At 54.8% G+C, this 19,225-nt stretch carries 17 protein-coding genes; 7 read left to right on the top strand and 10 right to left on the bottom strand.

Translation table 11 applies throughout. The annotated features are described in order from the left end of the window. The first annotated feature begins 100 nt into the window (after positions 1–100). Complete coding sequence (locus TAN611_RS13630; protein ID WP_105231478.1) at positions 101–2,134, top strand: S9 family peptidase; 2,034 nt, start codon at positions 101–103, stop codon at positions 2,132–2,134. Between the two features lie 34 nt (positions 2,135–2,168). Here the strand turns inward: TAN611_RS13630 and exoX are convergent, their stop codons facing one another. Further along, positions 2,169–2,837 (bottom strand): exodeoxyribonuclease X, encoded by a 669-nt coding sequence (gene exoX, locus TAN611_RS13625; protein ID WP_105231477.1) that lies wholly within the window; start codon positions 2,835–2,837, stop codon positions 2,169–2,171. A gap of 263 nt (positions 2,838–3,100) precedes the next feature. Here exoX and pip point away from each other — a divergent pair, with 263 nt between their 5' ends. Further along, the gene (gene pip / locus TAN611_RS13620; protein WP_111736933.1) at positions 3,101–4,060 is read left to right on the top strand and encodes a prolyl aminopeptidase; all 960 of its coding nucleotides are present in this window, start codon (positions 3,101–3,103) and stop codon (positions 4,058–4,060) included. A gap of 39 nt (positions 4,061–4,099) precedes the next feature. Here the strand turns inward: pip and TAN611_RS13615 are convergent, their stop codons facing one another. Next, positions 4,100–4,330, bottom strand: a complete 231-nt coding sequence (locus tag TAN611_RS13615; RefSeq protein WP_105231475.1) for a DNA polymerase III subunit theta — start codon at positions 4,328–4,330, stop codon at positions 4,100–4,102. Positions 4,331–4,717: 387 nt separating this feature from the next. On the opposite strand from TAN611_RS13615, the gene ftnA reads away from it, so the two are divergent. The 4 genes from ftnA to TAN611_RS13595 all read left to right on the top strand — a co-directional run bounded on the left by ftnA (position 4,718) and on the right by TAN611_RS13595 (position 7,342). Beyond that, positions 4,718–5,239 (top strand): non-heme ferritin, encoded by a 522-nt coding sequence (ftnA, locus tag TAN611_RS13610; RefSeq protein WP_105231474.1) that lies wholly within the window; start codon positions 4,718–4,720, stop codon positions 5,237–5,239. Between the two features lie 424 nt (positions 5,240–5,663). Next, entirely contained in the window at positions 5,664–6,047 is a 384-nt protein-coding gene (gene yobA, locus TAN611_RS13605; protein ID WP_203066575.1) for a CopC domain-containing protein YobA, read from the top strand. 3 nt (positions 6,048–6,050) lie between these two features. Beyond that, on the top strand, positions 6,051–6,932 hold the full coding sequence (gene copD / locus TAN611_RS13600; RefSeq protein WP_111736935.1) for a copper homeostasis membrane protein CopD: 882 nt from the start codon (positions 6,051–6,053) through the stop codon (positions 6,930–6,932). A gap of 68 nt (positions 6,933–7,000) precedes the next feature. Further along, positions 7,001–7,342 (top strand): YebY family protein, encoded by a 342-nt coding sequence (locus tag TAN611_RS13595; protein WP_111736936.1) that lies wholly within the window; start codon positions 7,001–7,003, stop codon positions 7,340–7,342. Between the two features lie 337 nt (positions 7,343–7,679). On the opposite strand, the gene TAN611_RS13590 is transcribed toward TAN611_RS13595, so the two are convergent. From TAN611_RS13590 to TAN611_RS13560, 7 genes are all read right to left on the bottom strand, one after another. Beyond that, positions 7,680–7,991 carry a DUF1493 family protein gene (locus tag TAN611_RS13590; protein ID WP_203066574.1) on the bottom strand — a complete coding sequence of 104 codons (312 nt, stop codon included), beginning with the start codon at positions 7,989–7,991 and terminating at the stop codon, positions 7,680–7,682. Between the two features lie 175 nt (positions 7,992–8,166). Beyond that, complete coding sequence (locus TAN611_RS13585) at positions 8,167–9,258, bottom strand: Rieske 2Fe-2S domain-containing protein (RefSeq protein WP_203066573.1); 1,092 nt, start codon at positions 9,256–9,258, stop codon at positions 8,167–8,169. Between the two features lie 24 nt (positions 9,259–9,282). Beyond that, positions 9,283–10,986 carry an NAD(P)/FAD-dependent oxidoreductase gene (locus TAN611_RS13580; protein WP_203066572.1) on the bottom strand — a complete coding sequence of 568 codons (1,704 nt, stop codon included), beginning with the start codon at positions 10,984–10,986 and terminating at the stop codon, positions 9,283–9,285. Between the two features lie 43 nt (positions 10,987–11,029). Continuing rightward, the gene (locus TAN611_RS13575) at positions 11,030–12,115 is read right to left on the bottom strand and encodes a monodechloroaminopyrrolnitrin synthase PrnB family protein (protein WP_203066571.1); all 1,086 of its coding nucleotides are present in this window, start codon (positions 12,113–12,115) and stop codon (positions 11,030–11,032) included. Beyond that, positions 12,115–13,701: a tryptophan halogenase family protein gene (locus TAN611_RS13570; RefSeq protein WP_203066570.1), complete on the bottom strand. Its 1,587-nt coding sequence runs from the start codon at positions 13,699–13,701 to the stop codon at positions 12,115–12,117. Before TAN611_RS13570 ends, TAN611_RS13575 begins: the two co-directional genes overlap by 1 nt. A 308-nt stretch (positions 13,702–14,009) precedes the next feature. Next, the gene (locus TAN611_RS13565) at positions 14,010–15,782 is read right to left on the bottom strand and encodes an acyltransferase family protein (protein WP_203066569.1); all 1,773 of its coding nucleotides are present in this window, start codon (positions 15,780–15,782) and stop codon (positions 14,010–14,012) included. Between the two features lie 1,223 nt (positions 15,783–17,005). Continuing rightward, positions 17,006–17,380 carry a VOC family protein gene (locus tag TAN611_RS13560; protein WP_105231464.1) on the bottom strand — a complete coding sequence of 125 codons (375 nt, stop codon included), beginning with the start codon at positions 17,378–17,380 and terminating at the stop codon, positions 17,006–17,008. A 175-nt stretch (positions 17,381–17,555) separates the two neighbouring features. On the opposite strand from TAN611_RS13560, the gene TAN611_RS13555 reads away from it, so the two are divergent. Next, entirely contained in the window at positions 17,556–18,077 is a 522-nt protein-coding gene (locus TAN611_RS13555; RefSeq protein ID WP_105231463.1) for a hypothetical protein, read from the top strand. Positions 18,078–18,151: 74 nt separating this feature from the next. On the opposite strand, the gene TAN611_RS13550 is transcribed toward TAN611_RS13555, so the two are convergent. Further along, positions 18,152–19,180 carry a fatty acid desaturase gene (locus tag TAN611_RS13550; RefSeq protein ID WP_203066568.1) on the bottom strand — a complete coding sequence of 343 codons (1,029 nt, stop codon included), beginning with the start codon at positions 19,178–19,180 and terminating at the stop codon, positions 18,152–18,154. Positions 19,181–19,225: the final 45 nt, after the last annotated feature.

Raw genomic sequence — 19,225 nt, 5'->3', positions numbered from 1 at the left:
TGCGGCGCCGCAGGATAAAAGCTGCGGCGCCTACTTGTTAAGGCAGGGGCAATCATGCCACCCTTACGCCCATCAATAGACGTAAGTGGATGATTTGGTAATGATGACCCCTCCGAAGGCGGAAAAACGCCCGTATCCGATGACGCTGCACGGCGATACCCGCGTTGATGACTACTACTGGCTGCGCGATGACGAGCGCAGCGATCCGCAGGTGCTGGCATATCTGCAGGCGGAAAATGCCTACACCGACGCGATGCTGCAGCCGCAGCAGCCGCTGCGTGAAGCGTTGTATCAAGAGATGGTGGCGCGAATTCCGCAGCAGGAGCACTCGGCGCCTTATGTACGCAACGGCTACCGCTACCAGACGCGCTATGAACCCGGCAATGAATATGCGCTCTATGTACGCCAGCCGGCGGCGGAAAGCGATGCCTGGCAGACGCTGCTGGACGGTAACCAGCGGGCGCAGGGGCGAGAGTTTTATACCCTGGGCGGTCTGGACATCAGCCCGGACAACCGCATGATGGCAGTGGCGGAAGACTTCCTGTCGCGCCGCCAATATGACATCCGCTTTAAGCATCTTCAGAATGACGCCTGGGCGGAAGAAGTGCTGGAAAACACCTCCGGCAACTTCGAATGGACCAATGATTCCGCCAGCGTGTATTACGTGCGCAAACATCCGCAGACGCTGCTGCCGTATCAGGTCTACCATCACATCGTGGGGACGGATCCAGCAAACGATCGGTTGGTATATGAAGAAACCGACGATACCTTTTACGTCGGGCTGGAAAAAACCACCTCAGAGCGCTATATCCTGATCCACCTCAGCAGCACCACCACCTCGGAAATCCTGCTGCTGGACGCCGATCGGCCCGATGCGACGCCGCAGATTTTCGTGCCGCGCCGCAAAGATCATGAATATGCCATCGATCACTATCGGCAGACGTTCTATATCCGCTCGAACAAAGACGGTAAAAATTTCGGCCTGTACCAGAGCGACGTTGCGGACGAAGCGCAGTGGCAGACGCTGATTGCCGCGCGCGATGACGTGATGCTGGAAGGCTTTGAGTTGTTCCGCGACTGGCTGGTGGTGGAAGAGCGCAGCGCCGGCCTGACGCAACTGCGGCAAATCCACTGGTGCAGCGGTGAAGAACAGCGTATCGCCTTCGACGATCCGACCTATGTCACCTGGCTGGACTACAACCCGGAGCCGGAAACCGCGCTGCTGCGCTATGGCTACTCCTCCATGACCACCCCGGCCAGCCTGTATGAACTGAACCTCGACAGCGGTGAGCGCAAACTGCTCAAACAGCAAGAGGTGAATAACTTTACGCCGGAAAATTACCGCAGCGAGCGGGTGTGGGTGAAGGCGCGCGACGGCGTTGAAGTGCCGGTTTCGCTGGTGTACCGGGCGGACCGTTTTAACCAGGGCGGCAATCCGCTGTTGGTGTACGGTTATGGCTCATACGGCAGCAGTATGGATCCGGCCTTTAGCGGCAGCCGCCTGAGCCTGCTGGACCGCGGCTTTGTATTCGCGCTGGCGCATATTCGCGGCGGCGGCGAACTGGGGCAGCTGTGGTATGAAGATGGCAAACTGTTCAACAAGCAAAATACCTTTAACGACTTTATTGATGTCACCGAAGCGCTGGTTGAGCAGGGCTACGGCGCCGCCGGGCAGGTGTACGCCATGGGCGGCAGCGCCGGCGGTTTACTGATGGGGGCGGTGATCAACCAGCAGCCGGCGCTGTTCCACGGCGTGGTGGCACAGGTGCCGTTCGTTGACGTGGTGACCACCATGCTGGACGAGTCCATTCCGCTGACCACCGGCGAATACGATGAGTGGGGCAACCCGAATGAGAAGCCGTATTACGATTACATCAAACAGTACAGCCCTTACGATCGGGTACAGGCGCAGGCGTATCCGCACCTGCTGGTGACTACCGGCCTGCATGATTCGCAGGTGCAGTATTGGGAACCGGCCAAGTGGGTGGCGAAGCTGCGTGAGTTGAAAACCGATGACCGTCAGCTGCTGCTGTATACCGATATGGATTCCGGCCACGGCGGTAAATCCGGCCGTTTCAAAGCCTATGAGGATATAGCGCTGGAATACGCCTTTATTCTGTCGCTGGCCGAGTAAAGCAGAACGGGCGGCCGCGCTGCCGCCCGTTCTGTCAGCCAATCAGATAGTACTTCAGCGTGTGTTTCATATCCGGGTTGAGATCGGTGAGATTTTTCAGCATCCACTGTAAATAGCCCGGATCTTCCTGGGCGATCTGCTCAATCAGCCGGCCGCGATATTTGCCGAACTTAAACGTTTTTATCAGCGACGGCCGCTCGGTGATATCGGCCATCTCTTCGGCGCTCCAGGATGAGTCCTTGATAATACGCTGCAGCAGGGCGGCGGTGACGTAGCAGTCATACAGTGCCCGGTGCGGATACAGCGTATTGTCCTGCGGCAGCTGCACGTCGAGATTCAGCGCATAGCGCAGATACTGGTTGCCGTACTTGATATCCGGATACAGCATGCGCGCCAGTTTGAGGGTGCAGATCCAGCGGCCCCGCATCTCCGGCAGCACGCCGCGATCGAAGGCGGCATTATGCGCCACGTAGTAATCACTGCCGAGATAGCGGCTAATGGCGACGGCGATACGGGGTTTATCCTCGACCATCGCCTCCGTAATATGATGGATGGCCATCGCATCAATGCTGATGGGGCGGTCCGGGCATACCAAATCACTCATCGGATTGGCCAGTTGACCGTCGATCAGATCGATGGAGGCGACTTCAACAATGCCGCCGTCCAGGCCGCAGGTTTCAGTGTCAATAATGCGTAACGTCATGTCATGCTTTCCTCTTTTTCCTCCCAGCATAACGGTTGTTGAGTTTGTCGCCAAACGTTCGTTGCCGTAGAGGCGCTGGCCGCTGGTGAGAAAAACGCCGAAAGGTGACGTAATGATAAGCAATGCAATAGCCGGTCGTATTCATTTTAAGCAAACGAACGTGAACTGCCCGTTATCTGTCGGAGTTTTCAGGTTTTGCCGTTGACCTGATGGCATGCATGGGCTTTGATGAAAGCATCATTCACAGAGAGACGGAAAGCGCAATGGAACAATTACGCGGGTTATATCCGCCGTTAGCAGCGTATGACAGTGGCTGGTTGGATACCGGGGACGGTCATCGGATCTACTGGGAATTAAGCGGTAACCCGGAGGGGAAACCGGCGGTGTTTATCCACGGCGGGCCGGGGGGCGGTATTGCCCCTTATCATCGGCAGCTGTTTGACCCGGAGCGTTATAAAGTCTTGCTGTTCGACCAGCGCGGCTGTGGGCGCTCCCGGCCGCACGCCAGTTTGGACAACAATACCACCTGGCATTTGGTCGACGACATCGAACGGCTGCGTGAAATGGCCGGCGTGGAGCAGTGGCTGGTTTTCGGCGGTTCCTGGGGCTCGACGCTGGCGCTGGCCTATGCGCAAACGCACCCGCAGTGCGTCAGCGAGCTGGTGCTGCGCGGCATCTTTACGCTGCGTAAACAGGAACTGTCCTGGTATTACCAGGATGGCGCCTCACGCTTCTTTCCGGAAAAATGGCAGCGCGTGCTGTCGATTCTTTCCGCCGAGGAGCGTAAGGATGTGATCGCCGCCTATCGCCGGCGACTGACCAGCGAAGACCTGGAGGTGCAGCTGGAAGCGGCGAAACTGTGGAGCATCTGGGAAGGGGAAACCGTCACGCTGTTGCCAAGTACCGAGTCGGCGGCGTTTGGTGAAGATGACTTTGCGTTGGCGTTTGCCCGCATTGAAAATCACTATTTCACCCATCAGGGCTTCTTGCAGAGCGACGATCAGCTACTGCGCAACGTGCCGCTGATTCGCCATATCCCTGCGGTGATTGTACATGGCCGCTATGATATGGCCTGCCAGGTGCAAAACGCCTGGGATTTGGCGCAGGCATGGCCGGAAGCTGAACTGCATATCGTAGAAGGGGCAGGGCATTCGTTTGATGAACCGGGGATTCTGCACCAGCTGATGCTGGCTACCGATCGTTTTGCCGGTAAAACGGTGTAAGCGCGCGGCGGATGCGGAGAGCCGCATCCGCCGCTGTTGTTATTTGCTTTTCGGTTCGTAAGGCAGGCGAGAGAACTTGTGCGACGCCATCCGGTAGTGGATGACGCGTTCGCGGAAGTAGTCGCGCAGGTATTCCGGCTGTTCACGCTCCACCACTTCAGGAATCACCGGCATATTATAGCGCTCTTTGAACGCCACGCCGGAAGCGGCTAAATCCACGTTAACCTTGTCCATCTCTTCTTTCGAGAGTTCTGCCAGATTGTATCCCACGCTATGCTCCTTACTGATACCGCATTTATCTGCGCAGAAGGTAATGCACCGCGCAGCGCTTGGCAAGCCCGGCGTGACGCTGCGAGCGCCTTACGGGGTAATGATAATTATTTTTATATAGCTGGGCAGCTAATGTCGTCATTATTTTTATTTGTGATATCTATTGTTGTTATTTCAAATAAGAATGATTCGCCTTTAGATCTCAGGCAAGATGAAAATAATTATCATAAATATTAACACTGGCGGGTTTTAATTTTAACCAAATGATAAATAAGAATATTTAAATTAATCATAATTTGATGTAAATCAACTGTTTTTATTTTGTTTTTGGCAGTGCATAATACGGCACATATAAAATATTGGCCTGCAAAATTGAAAGGAATAACTATGCTGACGCAAGAAATGACAAAGCAGTTGAATGAACAACTCAACCTTGAGTTTTATTCAGCGAACCTGTATTTGCAGATGAGCGCATGGTGTGCGGATAAAGGCTTTGAAGGCGCTGCAGCCTTCCTGAAAGAGCACTCACAGGAAGAAATGCAGCATATGCAGCGTCTGTTTGATTACCTGAGCGATACCGGTGCGCTGCCAGTGCTGGGCAGTATTGCCGCGCCGCCGGTAGAGTTTGAGTCGCTGGCCGATGTGTTCCAGCAGACCTACGAACATGAGCAACTGATTACCCGTCAGATCAACGAACTGGCGCATGTGGCGATGACCACCCATGATTACTCGACCTTCAACTTCCTGCAGTGGTACGTTGCCGAGCAGCATGAAGAAGAGAAACTGTTCAAATCCGTACTGGATAAGCTGGCGCTGGTCGGTACCAGCGGCAAAGCGCTGTTCTTTATCGACAAGGATCTGAAGAAAATGGGCGCGGCCGGCGGCGAAGACAGCAACGGCCAGCTGTAATTTTCAGCCCGGAAACAGCCGCGCCTGGCAGATAATGCCGGCGCGGTTTTTTTATGCCTGCCGTTATTGCGGTTATACAGCGAAACGTGCTGCCATTTTGAAAAATGGCAGTGATGTGCTCGACTTGATGATAACTCATCGTTATGATCTAACAGAATACGCTGTTCGGAAGAGGTTTTCTGCGTGCGTCACGCACGGTTTGTTCCTGTTCCCACGGCGTTGCCATCATGCCGGGTCGGGGCTGCTGACTCCCCCTCAATGAATTGGGTTGCCGCGCGCAACGCGGGTCGTAGGGGATATATGGCTCAGGCGTGGTCGTGACCCGCGAGTACCCGTATTATTCGGCTGGCAGGAGCGCCAGGCTGCCTGCACCCCGAAGGCTGACGGGTATTCCGTCCTCATCTTTGTATTAAGGGATACCACTGTGATCGGTAAAATTCGCTCCTCATCTCGTCTGCTCGCCACGCTGTTCGCGCTGTTTGTCGGTTTGTCTTCGCAGCAGGTTTTAGCGCATGCCCACCTTAAATTGCAAACGCCCGCGGCGGATGCCACCGTCAGCCCGGCGCCGCAGGCGTTGACGCTCAGCTTCTCGGAAGGTATTGAACCGGGCTTCAGCAAAGTCAAACTGATCGGCCCGGATAATAAAGCGGTCAAAATCGGCAAACTGCAACTGGACGCCAAGGATAATGCCAAAGCCACCATTCCGCTTCCGGAAGCGCTGCCGGCGGGGAAATATCAGGTCGACTGGCACGTGGTTTCCGTTGACGGACATAAAACCAAAGGCCAATACAGCTTTACCGTAAAATAACCGATGACCCTGGCGACTCTGTTTGTCCTGTGTCGCTTCGTGCACTTTACGGCGGTGATGCTGATGTTTGGCATTGGTTTGTTCACCGCCTTACTGTCGCCGCAGCGGCTCTCTGCGTTACTTTCCCGCGATTTGCGTCCCTGGCTGACGATGTCGGCGCTGGCGGCTGCCGTTTCTGCCGTGGCGCTGCTGGCCGTGCAGGCCGGTCAGATGGGCGACGGCTGGCAGGATACCTATCAGTGGGATGTCTGGCTGGCGGTGCTGGGCACCACCTTTGGTGAAGTGTGGCGCTGGCATCTGGCGTTGTCGGCATTATCGCTGGCGGCGCTGTGGTTGCCGCTGCGCCTGCGCGCCGGGGCGAGCGCCCTGTTGGGCGGGCTGCTGCTGATCAGTATGGCTTTTATCGGCCATGCGGCGATGCACACCGGTCTGTTCGGCACGCTGCATCGTGTTAGCCATGCGCTGCATCTGCTTGCCGCCGGCTACTGGTTTGGCAGCCTGCTGCCGCTGCTGGTCTGCCTGCGTTATCTGCACCCGGCAGCGTGGCGTGCAGAAGCGGTGAGCACACTGATCCGTTTTTCCCGCTGGGGACATCTGGCGGTGGCGGTGGTGCTGATAACCGGCGTCCTCAACAGCCTGATGATCGTCGGCGGGTGGCCGCTGGACGTGTCATCGCCGTATCAGCGTTTGCTGCTGATAAAAAGCGCGCTGGTGCTGCTGATGGTGGGCGTGGCGCTGACCAACAGGTATGCGATCGTCCCGGCGATGCGCAGCGTGCCCAACCTTGCCCAGCGCGGCGTGGTTTGGGCCTGCTGGAGCGAGCTGGCGCTGGGCGGGGCGGTGTTGCTGCTGGTCAGTCTGTTTGCCACCTATGCGCCAAATTGATATTGCGACTTGCGGTACTCCCCTGAATTACGGGAAAATTGAATCAAATAGCTACTTAAGGTCATCACATGAAACGTGCATTATTAGCCCTCGCACTGCTGGCGGGCGCAGGCGGCGCACTGGCCGCGGAAGGTCTGGAAAATGTCACCAAGCTGGAATTCGGCAAGCAGTGGGCGTTTACCAAAGAGGAAGTCACCCTGCAGTGCCGTAAAGACGGCGCGCTGTTTGTGCTGAACAACAGCACGCTGATGCAGTATCCGCTGAACGATATTGCGCAGGCACAGGTGACATCCGGCCAGCAGCGCGCACAGCCGCTGGCAACCATCCTGCTGGATGACGCCAATAACCCCGGGGAAAAAATGAGCGTCGAGCCGTTCCGCGAGCGTGCACAAACGCTGTGCGCCAAGTGAGGCAAAGCGCCGCGTAGGCTTATCAATAAGTTAACGACTGGGTGAATTCTGTACGCATTTGATGCCGCTTGCAAACTATCACCCGCCGTGCGTCTGGCTGGCAAAAGCCGCCGTGTAGGCTACGCTTAAAGTGCATGGCTGAACAAGCCCTGCAATAAATGCCAACTTTTAGCGCACGGCTCTCTCCCAAGAGCCATTTCCCTAGACCGAATATAGGAATCGTATTCGGTCTTTTTTTAAGTTGTTGATTTTAATGGTTTATTTTTGGTTTTCTGAAAATCATCATGCGAAAGGGTGCCTCTATGGCGCGACAGGCGTTGGCGGGACTGAATCCGGCCTAATATAGCCAGCGGCCAGCCTTGGCGGATTCAATCAGCATATCGACGGTTAACGCTTCGGGTTCGTGGTTATCTGTCTGCATGTACTTGGGGAGAATTATATTAGGCAGGAACCAAATCCCCGCGTTTGGAAAATATTGGCGAAACTCAAAATTGCCCATATCAACATGCAGTAGATCGGCATACTCTGCCAGAAAATTGTGGGCATCTTCAGGCAGCACGATCTTGTTACCAGTGCTCAGCGAAGCATCATTCGTCATTTCCCAGAAGTGTTTTTTAAGTAGCTGATGGATATCATTCACCGTATCCATAGACGCTCTTTGTAGATTGGTATGACCGTGGCAGTATACATACCACGCACTGCGGCTGGCCGCGAGTCCGATCTGGCCCACCGGCCTTACGCTGTGACGCCGCTCGTCAGGTTTGCCAGCAGCCGGCGAAACGACGTCTCCGAACCTCATCCGGGCAAGACCCCCAACTCACGCATCACCGCTCGCTGACCGCGCGGTCGGCCCATCCCCGGTAGAACGCCCGGTACTTGAGCACCAGCTTGTCGTACTTGCTGTATGCGCCGCCGCCGTCCGGCTTCATCCCGTTCCAGATTTTGACGTCGTACTGCGCTGCCTGTCTGGTCTGCAGTCCGAACAGCATGTAGTCGGTCGCGCGGCGCAGGGCGCCGCCCACCTTTTTGATCGAAATAAGCATGTGCATGATGTTCTTGTCGTCGCTCACCGGCGTCACACACTGGAGCAGCTTGTATTTGAAGTCTCCGTCCAGAGAGACGGTCATGACACATCCGCCGGGGTAGCCATCGAAGTGCAGGTTCATCTGCGACATGTTCAGACCGAGCGCACGCGCCAGCATGCCGAAGGGCCCGAAGTAGCGGTCCACGGTGAAGTCGATCCCGGCGCCGAACCACGCGCCTGACTGGGCCAGCGGCCCGACCTCCGGCCATTGGCGCCAATCGTCGAACAGCCGGAGTTCGAAGGCCGAGATCGGGAGCTCGTGCACCGGGGCCGCGTGCTGCGCGTCGTAGAAGTTCTCGACGATGCGCAAGACCGCCGTCGTGGTTTCGAACGCGAAATGCAGGTGCATAAAATTATCGTTGTCGACGTCGGCGGCGGCGATGTCGGGCAGTGGATGCTGCGGCTCGGGGGAGCCGTACCAGACCCACACGTAGCCGTATCGTTCGGCGGTGACCAGCGTCGGCTGACGCACCGAGCGTGGCACAGGTTCCAGGCTGCGCACCGTCTGACTGTGGCCGGGAATGTGAACGCACTGGCCTTGCTCGTCGTACTGCCAATGATGAAACGGGCACTGGATGCAGCCGTCCTTGACCTGCCCGTCGGCCAGGTTCGCGCCGAGGTGCGAGCAATGGCGATCCATCACCACGGCCTGTCCTGTCGCGCCGCGCCACGCCACGCACGGACGGCCGAAGAGCGTCAGCGCCTTCGGTTTGTCCTTGAGGTCGCTTGAGCGTATCGCAACGTACCAGCTTGCGGCCACGGATGTTGTTGCGTCGTATGCCTTCGGGGGATGCGCCTTGACGCTTGCCTGATTCAATTGAATATCGTTCATCGTTTTTGGCTCCTCGACGGCCGGCTACTTCTTCTGCATCAAGCCGATGCGGGTGGTGATGTACGCCTTGAGTAGCGCAAACATCGGGTTGTAGTCGAAGTACTTTTTCACCTCTGCCGGCGCGCTGGTCTGTGTCCAGTACATCAGCTTCATCGCCGGCAGCAGGCTGTGCTTCGAGTTGTTGAGCTGCGGTTTTTCCCCGGTGATACAATAGCCGAAGCCGAACATATGCTTGGCGAAGTCCCGTTCGTCGATGAGGGCGTGGATCCGCGCTGCGGCCTCCTCGGGCGGCTTATGCCCGGCGCTTACGGCCTCGATCTCGGCTTTGGCGTCGTTGAACAGCTGATAGTAGCCCTCCATGTCCGCGCACAGGTACCCGAGGTACGGGGGATCGTTGTCAAGGTGGTCGAGATCGCCTTCGTTGCGCGACGCGCGGAACCTTGCGTGCGCCTGCACGAGCCGGAACTGCCCGAGGATCGTGCCGACGGCCCATAGCCGGTGGAACGCGTCCCACAGGCGGAAGTCCGAAAACGCCGTGTAGCAGCAGCTGACGAAGTCGTCGTTGTGGTCCAAAAGTTTTTGCTGTAGGCGTTCGATGTATTCGAAGCGTTCCGGGGAGAAGTCGTCGTCGTTCAGTGCCTTGATGAGGCGAGCCGCGAGCGCATGGATAGTCACCGCGGTGTTCTCTAGCCCACGGGAGAAGAGCGGGTCGATGAAGCCGTTCGCGTGCAGCATCAGGCAGTAGCGGTCGCCGACGCAGCTGCTTGATGAGAACTGCAGGCGGTCGGTCCTGATCCAGTCGCGCACCGGCACGGCGTCGCGGAACTGCGCCCCGATGCTCGGGAAGCGTGCGAGGAACTCGTCGAATTCTTGCTGCGCGGAGATGTCCGTTTTCGGGTAGACACGCGGGTCTAGCTGCAGGCCGACGCTCACCAGGTTGTTGGTCGAGCGCGGGTGGTTGTTGAACGGAATCACCCAGAGCCAGCCGCCCTTGAACATGTGGTGTAAGGTCCCCTCGTGCCAGCGCCAGCGCTGTCCTTTGACTTTAAAGATGTCGTCGAACGGTTTGACCCCGAGCATGTGCGTGTAGAGGCTGCGTGAGTGCGTCTTGAAGCGACACGGCTCTTCGCGGAGATTGAACTTGACCGCGAGCGGCGCGCGGGGCCCTCCGCAGTCGATCATGTAGCGGCCGGTGAAGCGTTCGCTCTGCGCGGTGGTTACCGCGACGCCGTCTTTATCGGCGTGGAATTCGGTCACTTTCGTATTCTGGAGGACCGTGCAGCCGTATTTAATGGCGACTTGCAACAAATAGGCGTCGACGTCCTGCCGGTAATAGTGGCTCTCCGGCCCCCAGGGCAGCTCGGGAATGACGCACTGCGTGAACTCCTTCGGGTTGTGTTCTTGACCCGGCCTGTGGAACACGAAGCCGAAGTTGCGTTTGATGCCGGTGCTCGACGCCACATAACGCTGCGTTGAGTAGAACGACGTGATGTGATCGAGTTCCGGAATGCCGTAGCGATCGGCAATGATGCGGTTCATCAGCGACGTCTCGGGAATCGACGATTCGCCGATCGTGAAGCGCGGGTGCGACGACGCCTCGATAATCAGCACGCGAAACTGCTGTTTGGCCAGAATCGCTCCCATTTGGGTGCCGGACATGCCCGAACCGATGATGATCACGTCAAAGTGGTTGTTATCGCGCCCGTTTGCGGGGCTCTTCTGAGTCATGAGGGCAAATCTCCTAATGAGAGGAAACAGATGGCCGCGCGCGTCAGGACGGGTTGAGGGCGGCGCGGATGCGGGTGCGTGCGGCAAGCGTGAGCGTGAGCAGATCGCCGAGCATGCTGGGCGCGTATCCGCCACTGCCGACAGCGGGGCCGCTGCGCCCGGCTTCGTACACCCGCTCCGCCAATTGATGATGCGGCGCCCGGAAGCGCAGCAGAATCACGAAGACCCGGTTGAGAGCCGCCAGCCCGGCCCGGACGTGCTTGTCCTGCGTAGCGGCCGCTTGCGCTTCGCCGATCGCGCGGTCGACGAGCGCCGGCTTCCCGGCAAAACGGGCGTAGACAGCCCGGTACGCGGGAAGTACATAGGGCAGATAGGTCTCTTTGAATTCCAGATAGGCGGGATGATCCGATTGCGATCCCCACAGGACATGCTCCAGCACGAAGAGGGGCATTTCTACGGCGCCGGGGCCAAGGTAGCTCTGGCCCCCGACTTGAATCGGTTCGTAGAAGGGGCGGAGCTCATCGTAGAAGACCTGCGGCGAGATAAAGCGGTACGCGTAGACGATCGATTCAACCATTTTTTGCAGATAGGCTGCCAACTCGTCGCATTCTTGTGCGAACGCGGGCGAGCGTAGAGGCACGTCGGACAGCTCGACGGTCACCGCGATGGCGGCCTCGAGAGCCGCCATCGAGATACGCACGCTCTCAAGCAGGTGCATTTCGTCGCTGAGCCCGGTATAGCTCCGCTGCGCGTCGGCTTCTGCAGGGTTCCAGACCGTCACATGCAGGAGCGTCTCCCGCGGCGGCAGGTCGGTTATGCGCGCCAGGTCGAGCAGCAGCGGCTCAAGCCCGGGCACCACGTCCGCAGGTTCGTGTCCGTGCCGCTTGAGCGACCCCAGAAAGAATCCGATGTCCCGCATCGCGGCGGCAGCTTCGGTGAAGCCCCAGCCGGAGGGCACGCCGCGCACCGGCAGGAGATCGCGCAGCAGGCCGACGATGCCGGGCACGTCCTGATTACGGTTCAACCCTGGCAGTTGCAGAACAAGCGAGCTGGCCTGTAGAGGATCGCAGGCCGCCACGGCCGTGTGCGTGGCCGCGAATGCACGTGCCCGCTCCAGAGTGCGCTCCACTACAGGCTCTCCGTCGATGCGGGCCTGTTGCCTTGGTGCAGCGACCGCAGGTAGTCATAGTTTGTCGGCAGGCTTGCCCGCAGGCGCTCGGCCTCGCGCTGAATGCGGGCGAACATTGCCTCGGCTTTTTCGACAGACTCCGGCCGCAGTTGCAAGAGCGGCAGCGATCGGTCGGGCAGCATGTCCAGGCCGGCAAAGATGCAGTAGTAGTTGCCATTCAGCCAGAAGTTCTTGAATTCGTAGTCGAAGGTATCATAGTACGTGGCATCGTCGAACGACGTGGTGGTCAACGGCAGCCCCGCCTTGTAGCGTTCAATCTTCTCCTGGATGGCGTCAGAGAGCCGCAGGTCGTGCCGGTTCGCGAGCCAGAACGATGTGTCTTCTCGCGACGTTGTGAAGTAGTGCGCTTGGACAAAGTCTCGGCAGTCGTCGAACATGTAGACGATCTCGGCGTTGAACGCGTCGGCCAACCGCGGGTCGAACGCGGTGTCGGGGAAATGCTTCACGAGTTGGTACAGCGCCGCATAGATGAAGTAGATACCCGTCGATTCCAGAGGCTCCAAAAAGCACGACGCCAGCCCGATAGCGACGCAGTTGTTGACCCACGATCGCTTGTTGCGCCCGACCCGGAACGAGATCTGGTTGAGCGGCTGATTGTCCGAAAGGCCCCAGAGCTTGAGGAAGTCGGCGGTGGCCCGATCGCGAGAGGTGAACTTGCTGGAGAAGACGTAGCCGCTGCCAAACCGGCCCAGCATCGGAATCTTCCAGGTCCAGCCCGCGTTCATGGCGATCGAGGAGGTGTAGGGTTCGACCCCCGCTTGAGCGTCGTCATTGGGGACGGCGGTGGCGACCGCGCTGTCGCACAGCAGGTAGTCGGACATGTCAATAAAGGGCTCTTTCAGGGCCTGGTTGATCAAGAGCCCGCGCATGCCGGAGCAGTCGATAAACAGATCCGCCTCCAGCTTCCGGCCCTCCTTGGTGGATAGACTGGAGATGAAGCCGTGGTCGTTCAGGTTAACCTCCACGACCTCGTCGACCACGCGGTTCACCCCGCGGTCGACGGCCCAGCGTTTCAGGAAGTCGGCCACCAAATGCGCGTCGAAGTGCCACGCGTGGGACATCTGGCGGCTGCCGTCATGCAGGCACGGTGCCAGATTGCCATCGAGCGCTCCGGGCTGCGGATAGCAGGCGTACGCCATCGACTGTTGAAAACCCTGCTCGCGTTTGCGCAGCCAGTAGTGGGTAAGCGGCACGCCGTCGCAGTTCGGCACATTGCCGAACAAATGGTAGAAATAATCGTTGTGCGAGCGATCAGGAGACTCTCTCCAGTTCACGAACTTGATGCCAGCCTTGAACGCGCCGTTCACCTGGGGCATCCACTCCCGCTCCGGTATCCCGAGAAAGTCGAAGAACACCTTCTGCAAACTCGGGATGGTCGCTTCGCCTACGCCGATCCGAGGGATCGCTGCAGACTCGATGAGCGTAATGTTCGCCTGCTGCTGGAGCGCCCGGACGAGGTACGAAGCGGACATCCAGCCCGCAGTGCCGCCGCCCACGATGACGATATTCTTGATCGGTTTGCTCATGACACTCTCCCATGGGAGTTTATGGGTATTTTAGACTGTAGTCTAATTTAGGTCGGATTCTAACCAGATTAGACTCTGGTCTAAAAAGTGCAAATGCCGCTTCCGAATTAGCTGAATCGCTCCGGATTTCCGGGAGATTAAACGTGCGGTGAAAGATGCCCCTGTATGACGTAGAAATCCGCTAATCGCGATTACGGCGTGATGATGACGTAAAGAGAACGCGCATTGGGCGAAGAGAGGGGCAGAGGATACAGCGTAAATAATGGTAAAGAAAAAGGGTTGTTGCCAACCCTTTCAGCAAGTGGGTTTTATATACCCACACGGGTTCTGATATGTTTGACATAGGAATCAGCCCATGTCTTGGTCAGGTGATTTTTATCGAACATCATCGGCACGTTGTCTTGATCAATATAATTACAGCGGCCTTGGTTGCAGTTCAGATCAAAGACATCAATGTAGTTAATACCGCTCTGTGCCAACTGTTCTGACATCCAGCTATTACTCAACCTTGACTCTTTGGTTACCAGTTTTTCTATTTTACTTTCCGGCGTTTTTTGCGCAATTTTGTAAAAGTCGATACTGAAAGTTTTGGTCTGCCCGATAATAAACACCTTATCCTTACCAATTTTATTAATCACCTCGGTAAGTTTTTTTCCCAGATCCTGATCCTTGTTAACCATCCAGTTGGCGGATAGCAGAATATAATCAACCTTGTTGTTTACCAGGAAATCGTTATAGATATAGTTGAATAAATCGGTACAGCGTTTTTCGCCATTCTTGCTGTTTACAGGCATACAACCGGATGCTGCAGCCTCCATCACATTGTAGTCAGGGAATATGTCATTGACGGACTGATAGAGTTCAGCGGCATGGCTGTCGCCGAGCACCAGGATATTCTTCTTATTTTCAGCGCTTTTTAAACAAACCTCTTTATCAAAAAATGAAATATCATTGGTCTTGGTTGACAGGAAGCAGGTACGGTTCTGGTTACCAAACTGTCTTATCCCTTCAGGACTTGCCGCATAAGTTTTGAATTTTTCCAGTGCGATACTGTTAGTCGAAACCCAATGTTTGTTGACTTCCGTTGCCGTCGCGCCGAAGGATACCGCAGCGAATACGGCAGCGGCTGAAACCAGGTAGGCGTAGCTTTTGCTGAACAGGCGCTCAAAGTATTTGTAAGAGATATAGCCCAGCACGAAAGACAGAATGATACCGATGGTTGCATTGAGCGTTGTAAACTCAATGGAGTTGTTGGCCATAAATGAGACCACCGGCCAGTGGAAAAGATAGATGGAATATGACGCTGAACCAATGCTCTGTATAACACTGTTTTTAAACAGTGTTTCGCTATTACTGAGATTGGCGTGAATGATTGCGCCAGTCGCTAATACAGGGATTAGCGTCATCCCGCCCGGCCAGGGGGCGCTTTCTTTTACAAACAGGAAGAAGGCGACCAGAGTCAGTACGGCGACGATTTCGGTTTGTTTAGCGTAGGGGTTTTTAAGTCTTGAAGCAGAGACATAGGCACCGATCATCAATTCCCACATGCGGGTGGGCAGTAAATAAAAATTTGCGCTAAGATGCGATTTGCCGAATAAAATACATATCATCACCGAACACAGGATAATCATAAAATAAAAGTGGCTCTTGTAGCTTTTAAATAAATTACCAATAATCAGAATTAACGGGAAGATTAAATAAAACTGCCATTCAACGGATAGCGACCAGGTGTGTAATAACCAGTTAAAGTCAGAGGTTGCGGAAAAATATCCGCCGCTGTGCAGCAGGTAGTAAATATTGGATGTGAAGGTTAGGGCACTAAGCGTTTGCTTAAACTCTTCTTTGGCGCCGTTAGGTGTTTCAGAGTACAGTGCGAGTAAAAAGGTGAAGATAACCATCATCAATAATGCAGGGTAAATCCTCTTAAACCTTTTTCTATAAAAATCAAGCACCCATGATTTGTTGCCTATCTGCTTTTGACATATTTCGTTCATCAAAAAACCTGAAATGACGAAAAATATATCAACCCCAGCAAAACCACCATATGCAAATTCGAATTTAAAATGGAATAAGACCACCATCGTAACGGCAAGAAACCTTAATCCATTAATATCAAGTCTAAAGTTCATTTTTTACTAACACCCATAAAAACAAGGAAGATCCTAGAAAATATCATCTTGTCAGAGAGAGCAGCAACGCGGTTAATTCTTATTTTTGACGGATTGACGAGTGGGTTAAGTTTTTTAATCTTTAGGAAAAAGGCCAATTATTTATTATTCTTGTAGAGTGGAAGGGGGGAGGGTTTTATTAAAATAAATAAAAAATCATAAATTACAGTGTGTTAATGATTTGTAAGGGGTGCGTGACTACCAGTGTCAAGATATGTAAGTAACAAATTTTTAATGTAAAGGAGGCATGGGTGAAAGATCCCGGATCGGGTGATGCGGTGATTTATAGGAAAAATCCCTGTTGCATGGAAATGTAATGTTACACGCCATTGCAGATGCTGCTTAACGTATCATCGTTGGTGCTGGCGTGTGAATGTTGCATGGTCCCAGGCTGCTTACTGCCCCCAAGGCTGCTCGCTGACATATTGCAAGAAGCTCATCATACCAAGGCAAACCAGTACGCCGACGATCACTATTACCGCTAATCTCATAATGTTTCCTTCCAGTCGTTTAGTTATCTGTTTCATTATTCGCGCGCAGACGGGGGCGCTAGTAAAACGAATTTATTTACCTTATGAATCATTGGCAACCCAGTATAGCCGGAACTGACGAAGGTTGTGAGTAAGGAGACGCAACGATGAGACTACGGGTGTAAAGCGGGGCGGTATTTATAACCAGCATGTCGATATCTGCTTTACCAAGTCGTTGGCCGTTACTTTACGCGCCAGGGCTACGCAGACCCTTTTTTTTACGCTGCTGCTAACTTATTGATATATAGATGGCTAATCGGGGAGTTAAAAAAGATCCATTTTGGGCGCAATTGCCGGTAGCGCTTTTAAAAACAATAGGCTAGTGCTAATCTGCAACAGTTCACTGCCGTACAGGCAGCTTAGAAAGAGCAGTCGCTGGGTATCAATGCCAATTTCTCGTTCACTGCCGTACAGGCAGCTTAGAAAATCGTGTCGCTAAACCACCCGTCATTCCCTACGTTCACTGCCGTACAGGCAGCTTAGAAATTGCGCTGGGTCAGCACGTTCACTGCCGTACAGGCAGCTTAGAAAAAATAGCCACCAACTACGGGTTTCCAGTCCCGGTTCACTGCCGTACAGGCAGCTTCCATTTCCTTATCGCTATTTTCATTCATCAGGCCGATGGCAGACCATTTCAATATTATGGCCGTCCGGCGCAATCACAAAGGCGGCGTAGTAATTGGTGTGATAATTGGGGCGCAGGCCCGGTGCGCCGTTATCTGTACCGCCGGCCGCCAGCGCCGCGCGGTAGAAATCATCCACCTGCCGACGGCTGTCGGCGACAAACGCCAGGTGCAGGTGCGCCGGCCGTTCTGCGGTTTGGTACAGACACAGTGATGCGTTGCTGGGAGAACTTAACTCTACGCCGTAGTCCGGCGTTCCTTCAGCAACCACGCTTACACCCAATGGCGCCAATGCGTTGAGAAAGAAGGTCTTGCTGGCGGCATAGTCGCTAACGCCGAATTTAACGTGGTCAAACATAAGCTCCCCTTAAAAGTGGGCAGTGCGTGCCACTCCAGTATAGCCACACCGGCGGTGTGCGTGCCGCCATGCTGTGACTTTTCTTATTCATCCAGCGTGTTTTTGACGGGGTGAGGCTTTACAACTATAAAAATAAGACCTGAGTATCACAATTGATGGTTTATCTGGGGGTACTATGTTCGACAAGTTCGAAAATGAAGATGATTTCCTGAGTTCGTTACCGAAATATTTGCGCGATCCCATTGTTAAATTTCATACCGCTATTAAAGAAACAATCGATAGTTTATCGCCTGAATCCTCTGAGCTTTTCCAATCCACGCTGAAACAAATGAAATCATTATCCCATGAGGTAGGGGAGTTTATTCACATTCGTGCCAGTCATCTTTCAGATTTATTTAGCAAACCGCTCACGTTTTTCAAGGATACCTTGGAAGGCGCTAAGAACCTTGCTGATAAAGTGGGGAATTCTTTCCATGAGATTAAGGAAAAGTATGATCAGCTGACGGATAAACCCAGCCATATTTTCGAGGGGATCAAACATTGGTTCGATGGCCTGCTGGGGGATAAGCAGGAAAAAACCAGCGCTGCGGAATTTAATTTGTACCTTGATGGACACGATCATGCGGCACCGGCGCACAGCGCTATCGACGTTAACGGCATTGCAACGTCTCATGCGGATATGCATTCAGTGATGTAAGCAGGCGCGAGAATCGCCCGGCCCGGCCCTGACTCAGGTGGTGCAGGGGCGCGCAGTTCTCGCGTTTTTACCGTTTACTCCGCGGCTCCCCAACGGTTGGCCCGGCCGCATGAGCCATAGTCGTTAAACCTGACGCCCATCTCTCTCATTACGCGGTGCGCCTTTGCCGCAGTCAACTGGCGGATATAGAACGGCTCATTAACCACGAAGTGGTGAATGCTGTGCGTGCTGCCGAAATTAAAACAAAACAGCTGCAGCGGCCATAGCCACCAAGGGTTCATCACCTGCGTCTGCTGCAGGATATTGTTGTGCTCTATATCGCCATGATAATGCATATTTGAACTGACGAAGTGCAGGCAAAAGCTCCAGAGAATATTGGGGCCAATCAGTACCACCACCAACATGTCGAGATAGCCGATCGGCGCTTGTGCTGCGCCGGACCAGGTAATCGGCATGCCGCTCAGCGTAGCAGCAAAATCGATGCCGTGTACGATCAGGAACAGATACCACAGCCCCCAGGTAAGAAAAGCGACGGGGAAGAACGCTTTGAGGCCGGTCAGTAATACCCCTCGTAGGTCGCCTTTGCCTTTGTCCTGCCAGGCGACGACGGCCAGTGCCACCATCAGATCCGCCGTCATCAGCAGCCGGAGCACTCCCCATCGAGTGCCGTTGCTGAGCGCACGTTCTTCAAGATCCTGCTCTGAGCCGGAATACTGGTGGTGTTTAAGGTGCAGCGTTTTACGCGCCCACGGGTTAGCGCTGCTTGGCCTGACGATCCACACTAAGGTCATCATCAGGTGATACATAAAGCGATTTTTTTTAAAATAGAGGTTATGAATTAAATCGTGTTCTATTTCATGGGCTAAAGAGAGACACAGTGCATTCAGCAGCAGGCATAACCACCAGGAAATCTGCTGATGAATATAGAGCGTCGAGACGGCAACCAGTGAAAATATCGAGAAGAGCAAGATGCCTAAGCCGATGGCGTTCTGATATTTCAACACGGGGAAGCGCAGTTTAACGTCATTACCTGCCGCGATAATCTGTTGGCGGATGTATTTTACCCTGGCGGGCAGGCTGAGCGGTGGGGCCTCGTCGACCATTTTCATCTCCTCACTATCCAAGTAAATCGGCGGATACTACTCACC

The sequence above is a fragment of the Serratia sp. Tan611 genome, from assembly GCF_905188235.1.
GTDB lineage: Bacteria > Pseudomonadota > Gammaproteobacteria > Enterobacterales > Enterobacteriaceae > Serratia_B > Serratia_B rhizosphaerae.
This window is presented reverse-complemented; position numbering and strand designations above follow the sequence as displayed.

What these genes read in the sequence shown, in the direction of transcription:
- TAN611_RS13630 (WP_105231478.1), top strand. Translation starts at nt 101, where the DNA reads ATGATGACCCCTCCGAAGGCGGAAAAACGCCCGTATCCGATGACGCTG.
- exoX (WP_105231477.1), bottom strand. Translation starts at nt 2,837, where the DNA reads ATGACGTTACGCATTATTGACACTGAAACCTGCGGCCTGGACGGCGGC.
- pip (WP_111736933.1), top strand. Translation starts at nt 3,101, where the DNA reads ATGGAACAATTACGCGGGTTATATCCGCCGTTAGCAGCGTATGACAGT.
- ftnA (WP_105231474.1), top strand. Translation starts at nt 4,718, where the DNA reads ATGCTGACGCAAGAAATGACAAAGCAGTTGAATGAACAACTCAACCTT.
- copD (WP_111736935.1), top strand. Translation starts at nt 6,051, where the DNA reads ATGACCCTGGCGACTCTGTTTGTCCTGTGTCGCTTCGTGCACTTTACG.
- TAN611_RS13595 (WP_111736936.1), top strand. Translation starts at nt 7,001, where the DNA reads ATGAAACGTGCATTATTAGCCCTCGCACTGCTGGCGGGCGCAGGCGGC.
- TAN611_RS13590 (WP_203066574.1), bottom strand. Translation starts at nt 7,991, where the DNA reads ATGGATACGGTGAATGATATCCATCAGCTACTTAAAAAACACTTCTGG.
- TAN611_RS13585 (WP_203066573.1), bottom strand. Translation starts at nt 9,258, where the DNA reads ATGAACGATATTCAATTGAATCAGGCAAGCGTCAAGGCGCATCCCCCG.
- TAN611_RS13580 (WP_203066572.1), bottom strand. Translation starts at nt 10,986, where the DNA reads ATGACTCAGAAGAGCCCCGCAAACGGGCGCGATAACAACCACTTTGAC.
- TAN611_RS13570 (WP_203066570.1), bottom strand. Translation starts at nt 13,701, where the DNA reads ATGAGCAAACCGATCAAGAATATCGTCATCGTGGGCGGCGGCACTGCG.
- TAN611_RS13565 (WP_203066569.1), bottom strand. Translation starts at nt 15,782, where the DNA reads ATGGTGGTCTTATTCCATTTTAAATTCGAATTTGCATATGGTGGTTTT.
- TAN611_RS13560 (WP_105231464.1), bottom strand. Translation starts at nt 17,380, where the DNA reads ATGTTTGACCACGTTAAATTCGGCGTTAGCGACTATGCCGCCAGCAAG.
- TAN611_RS13555 (WP_105231463.1), top strand. Translation starts at nt 17,556, where the DNA reads ATGTTCGACAAGTTCGAAAATGAAGATGATTTCCTGAGTTCGTTACCG.
- TAN611_RS13550 (WP_203066568.1), bottom strand. Translation starts at nt 19,180, where the DNA reads ATGGTCGACGAGGCCCCACCGCTCAGCCTGCCCGCCAGGGTAAAATAC.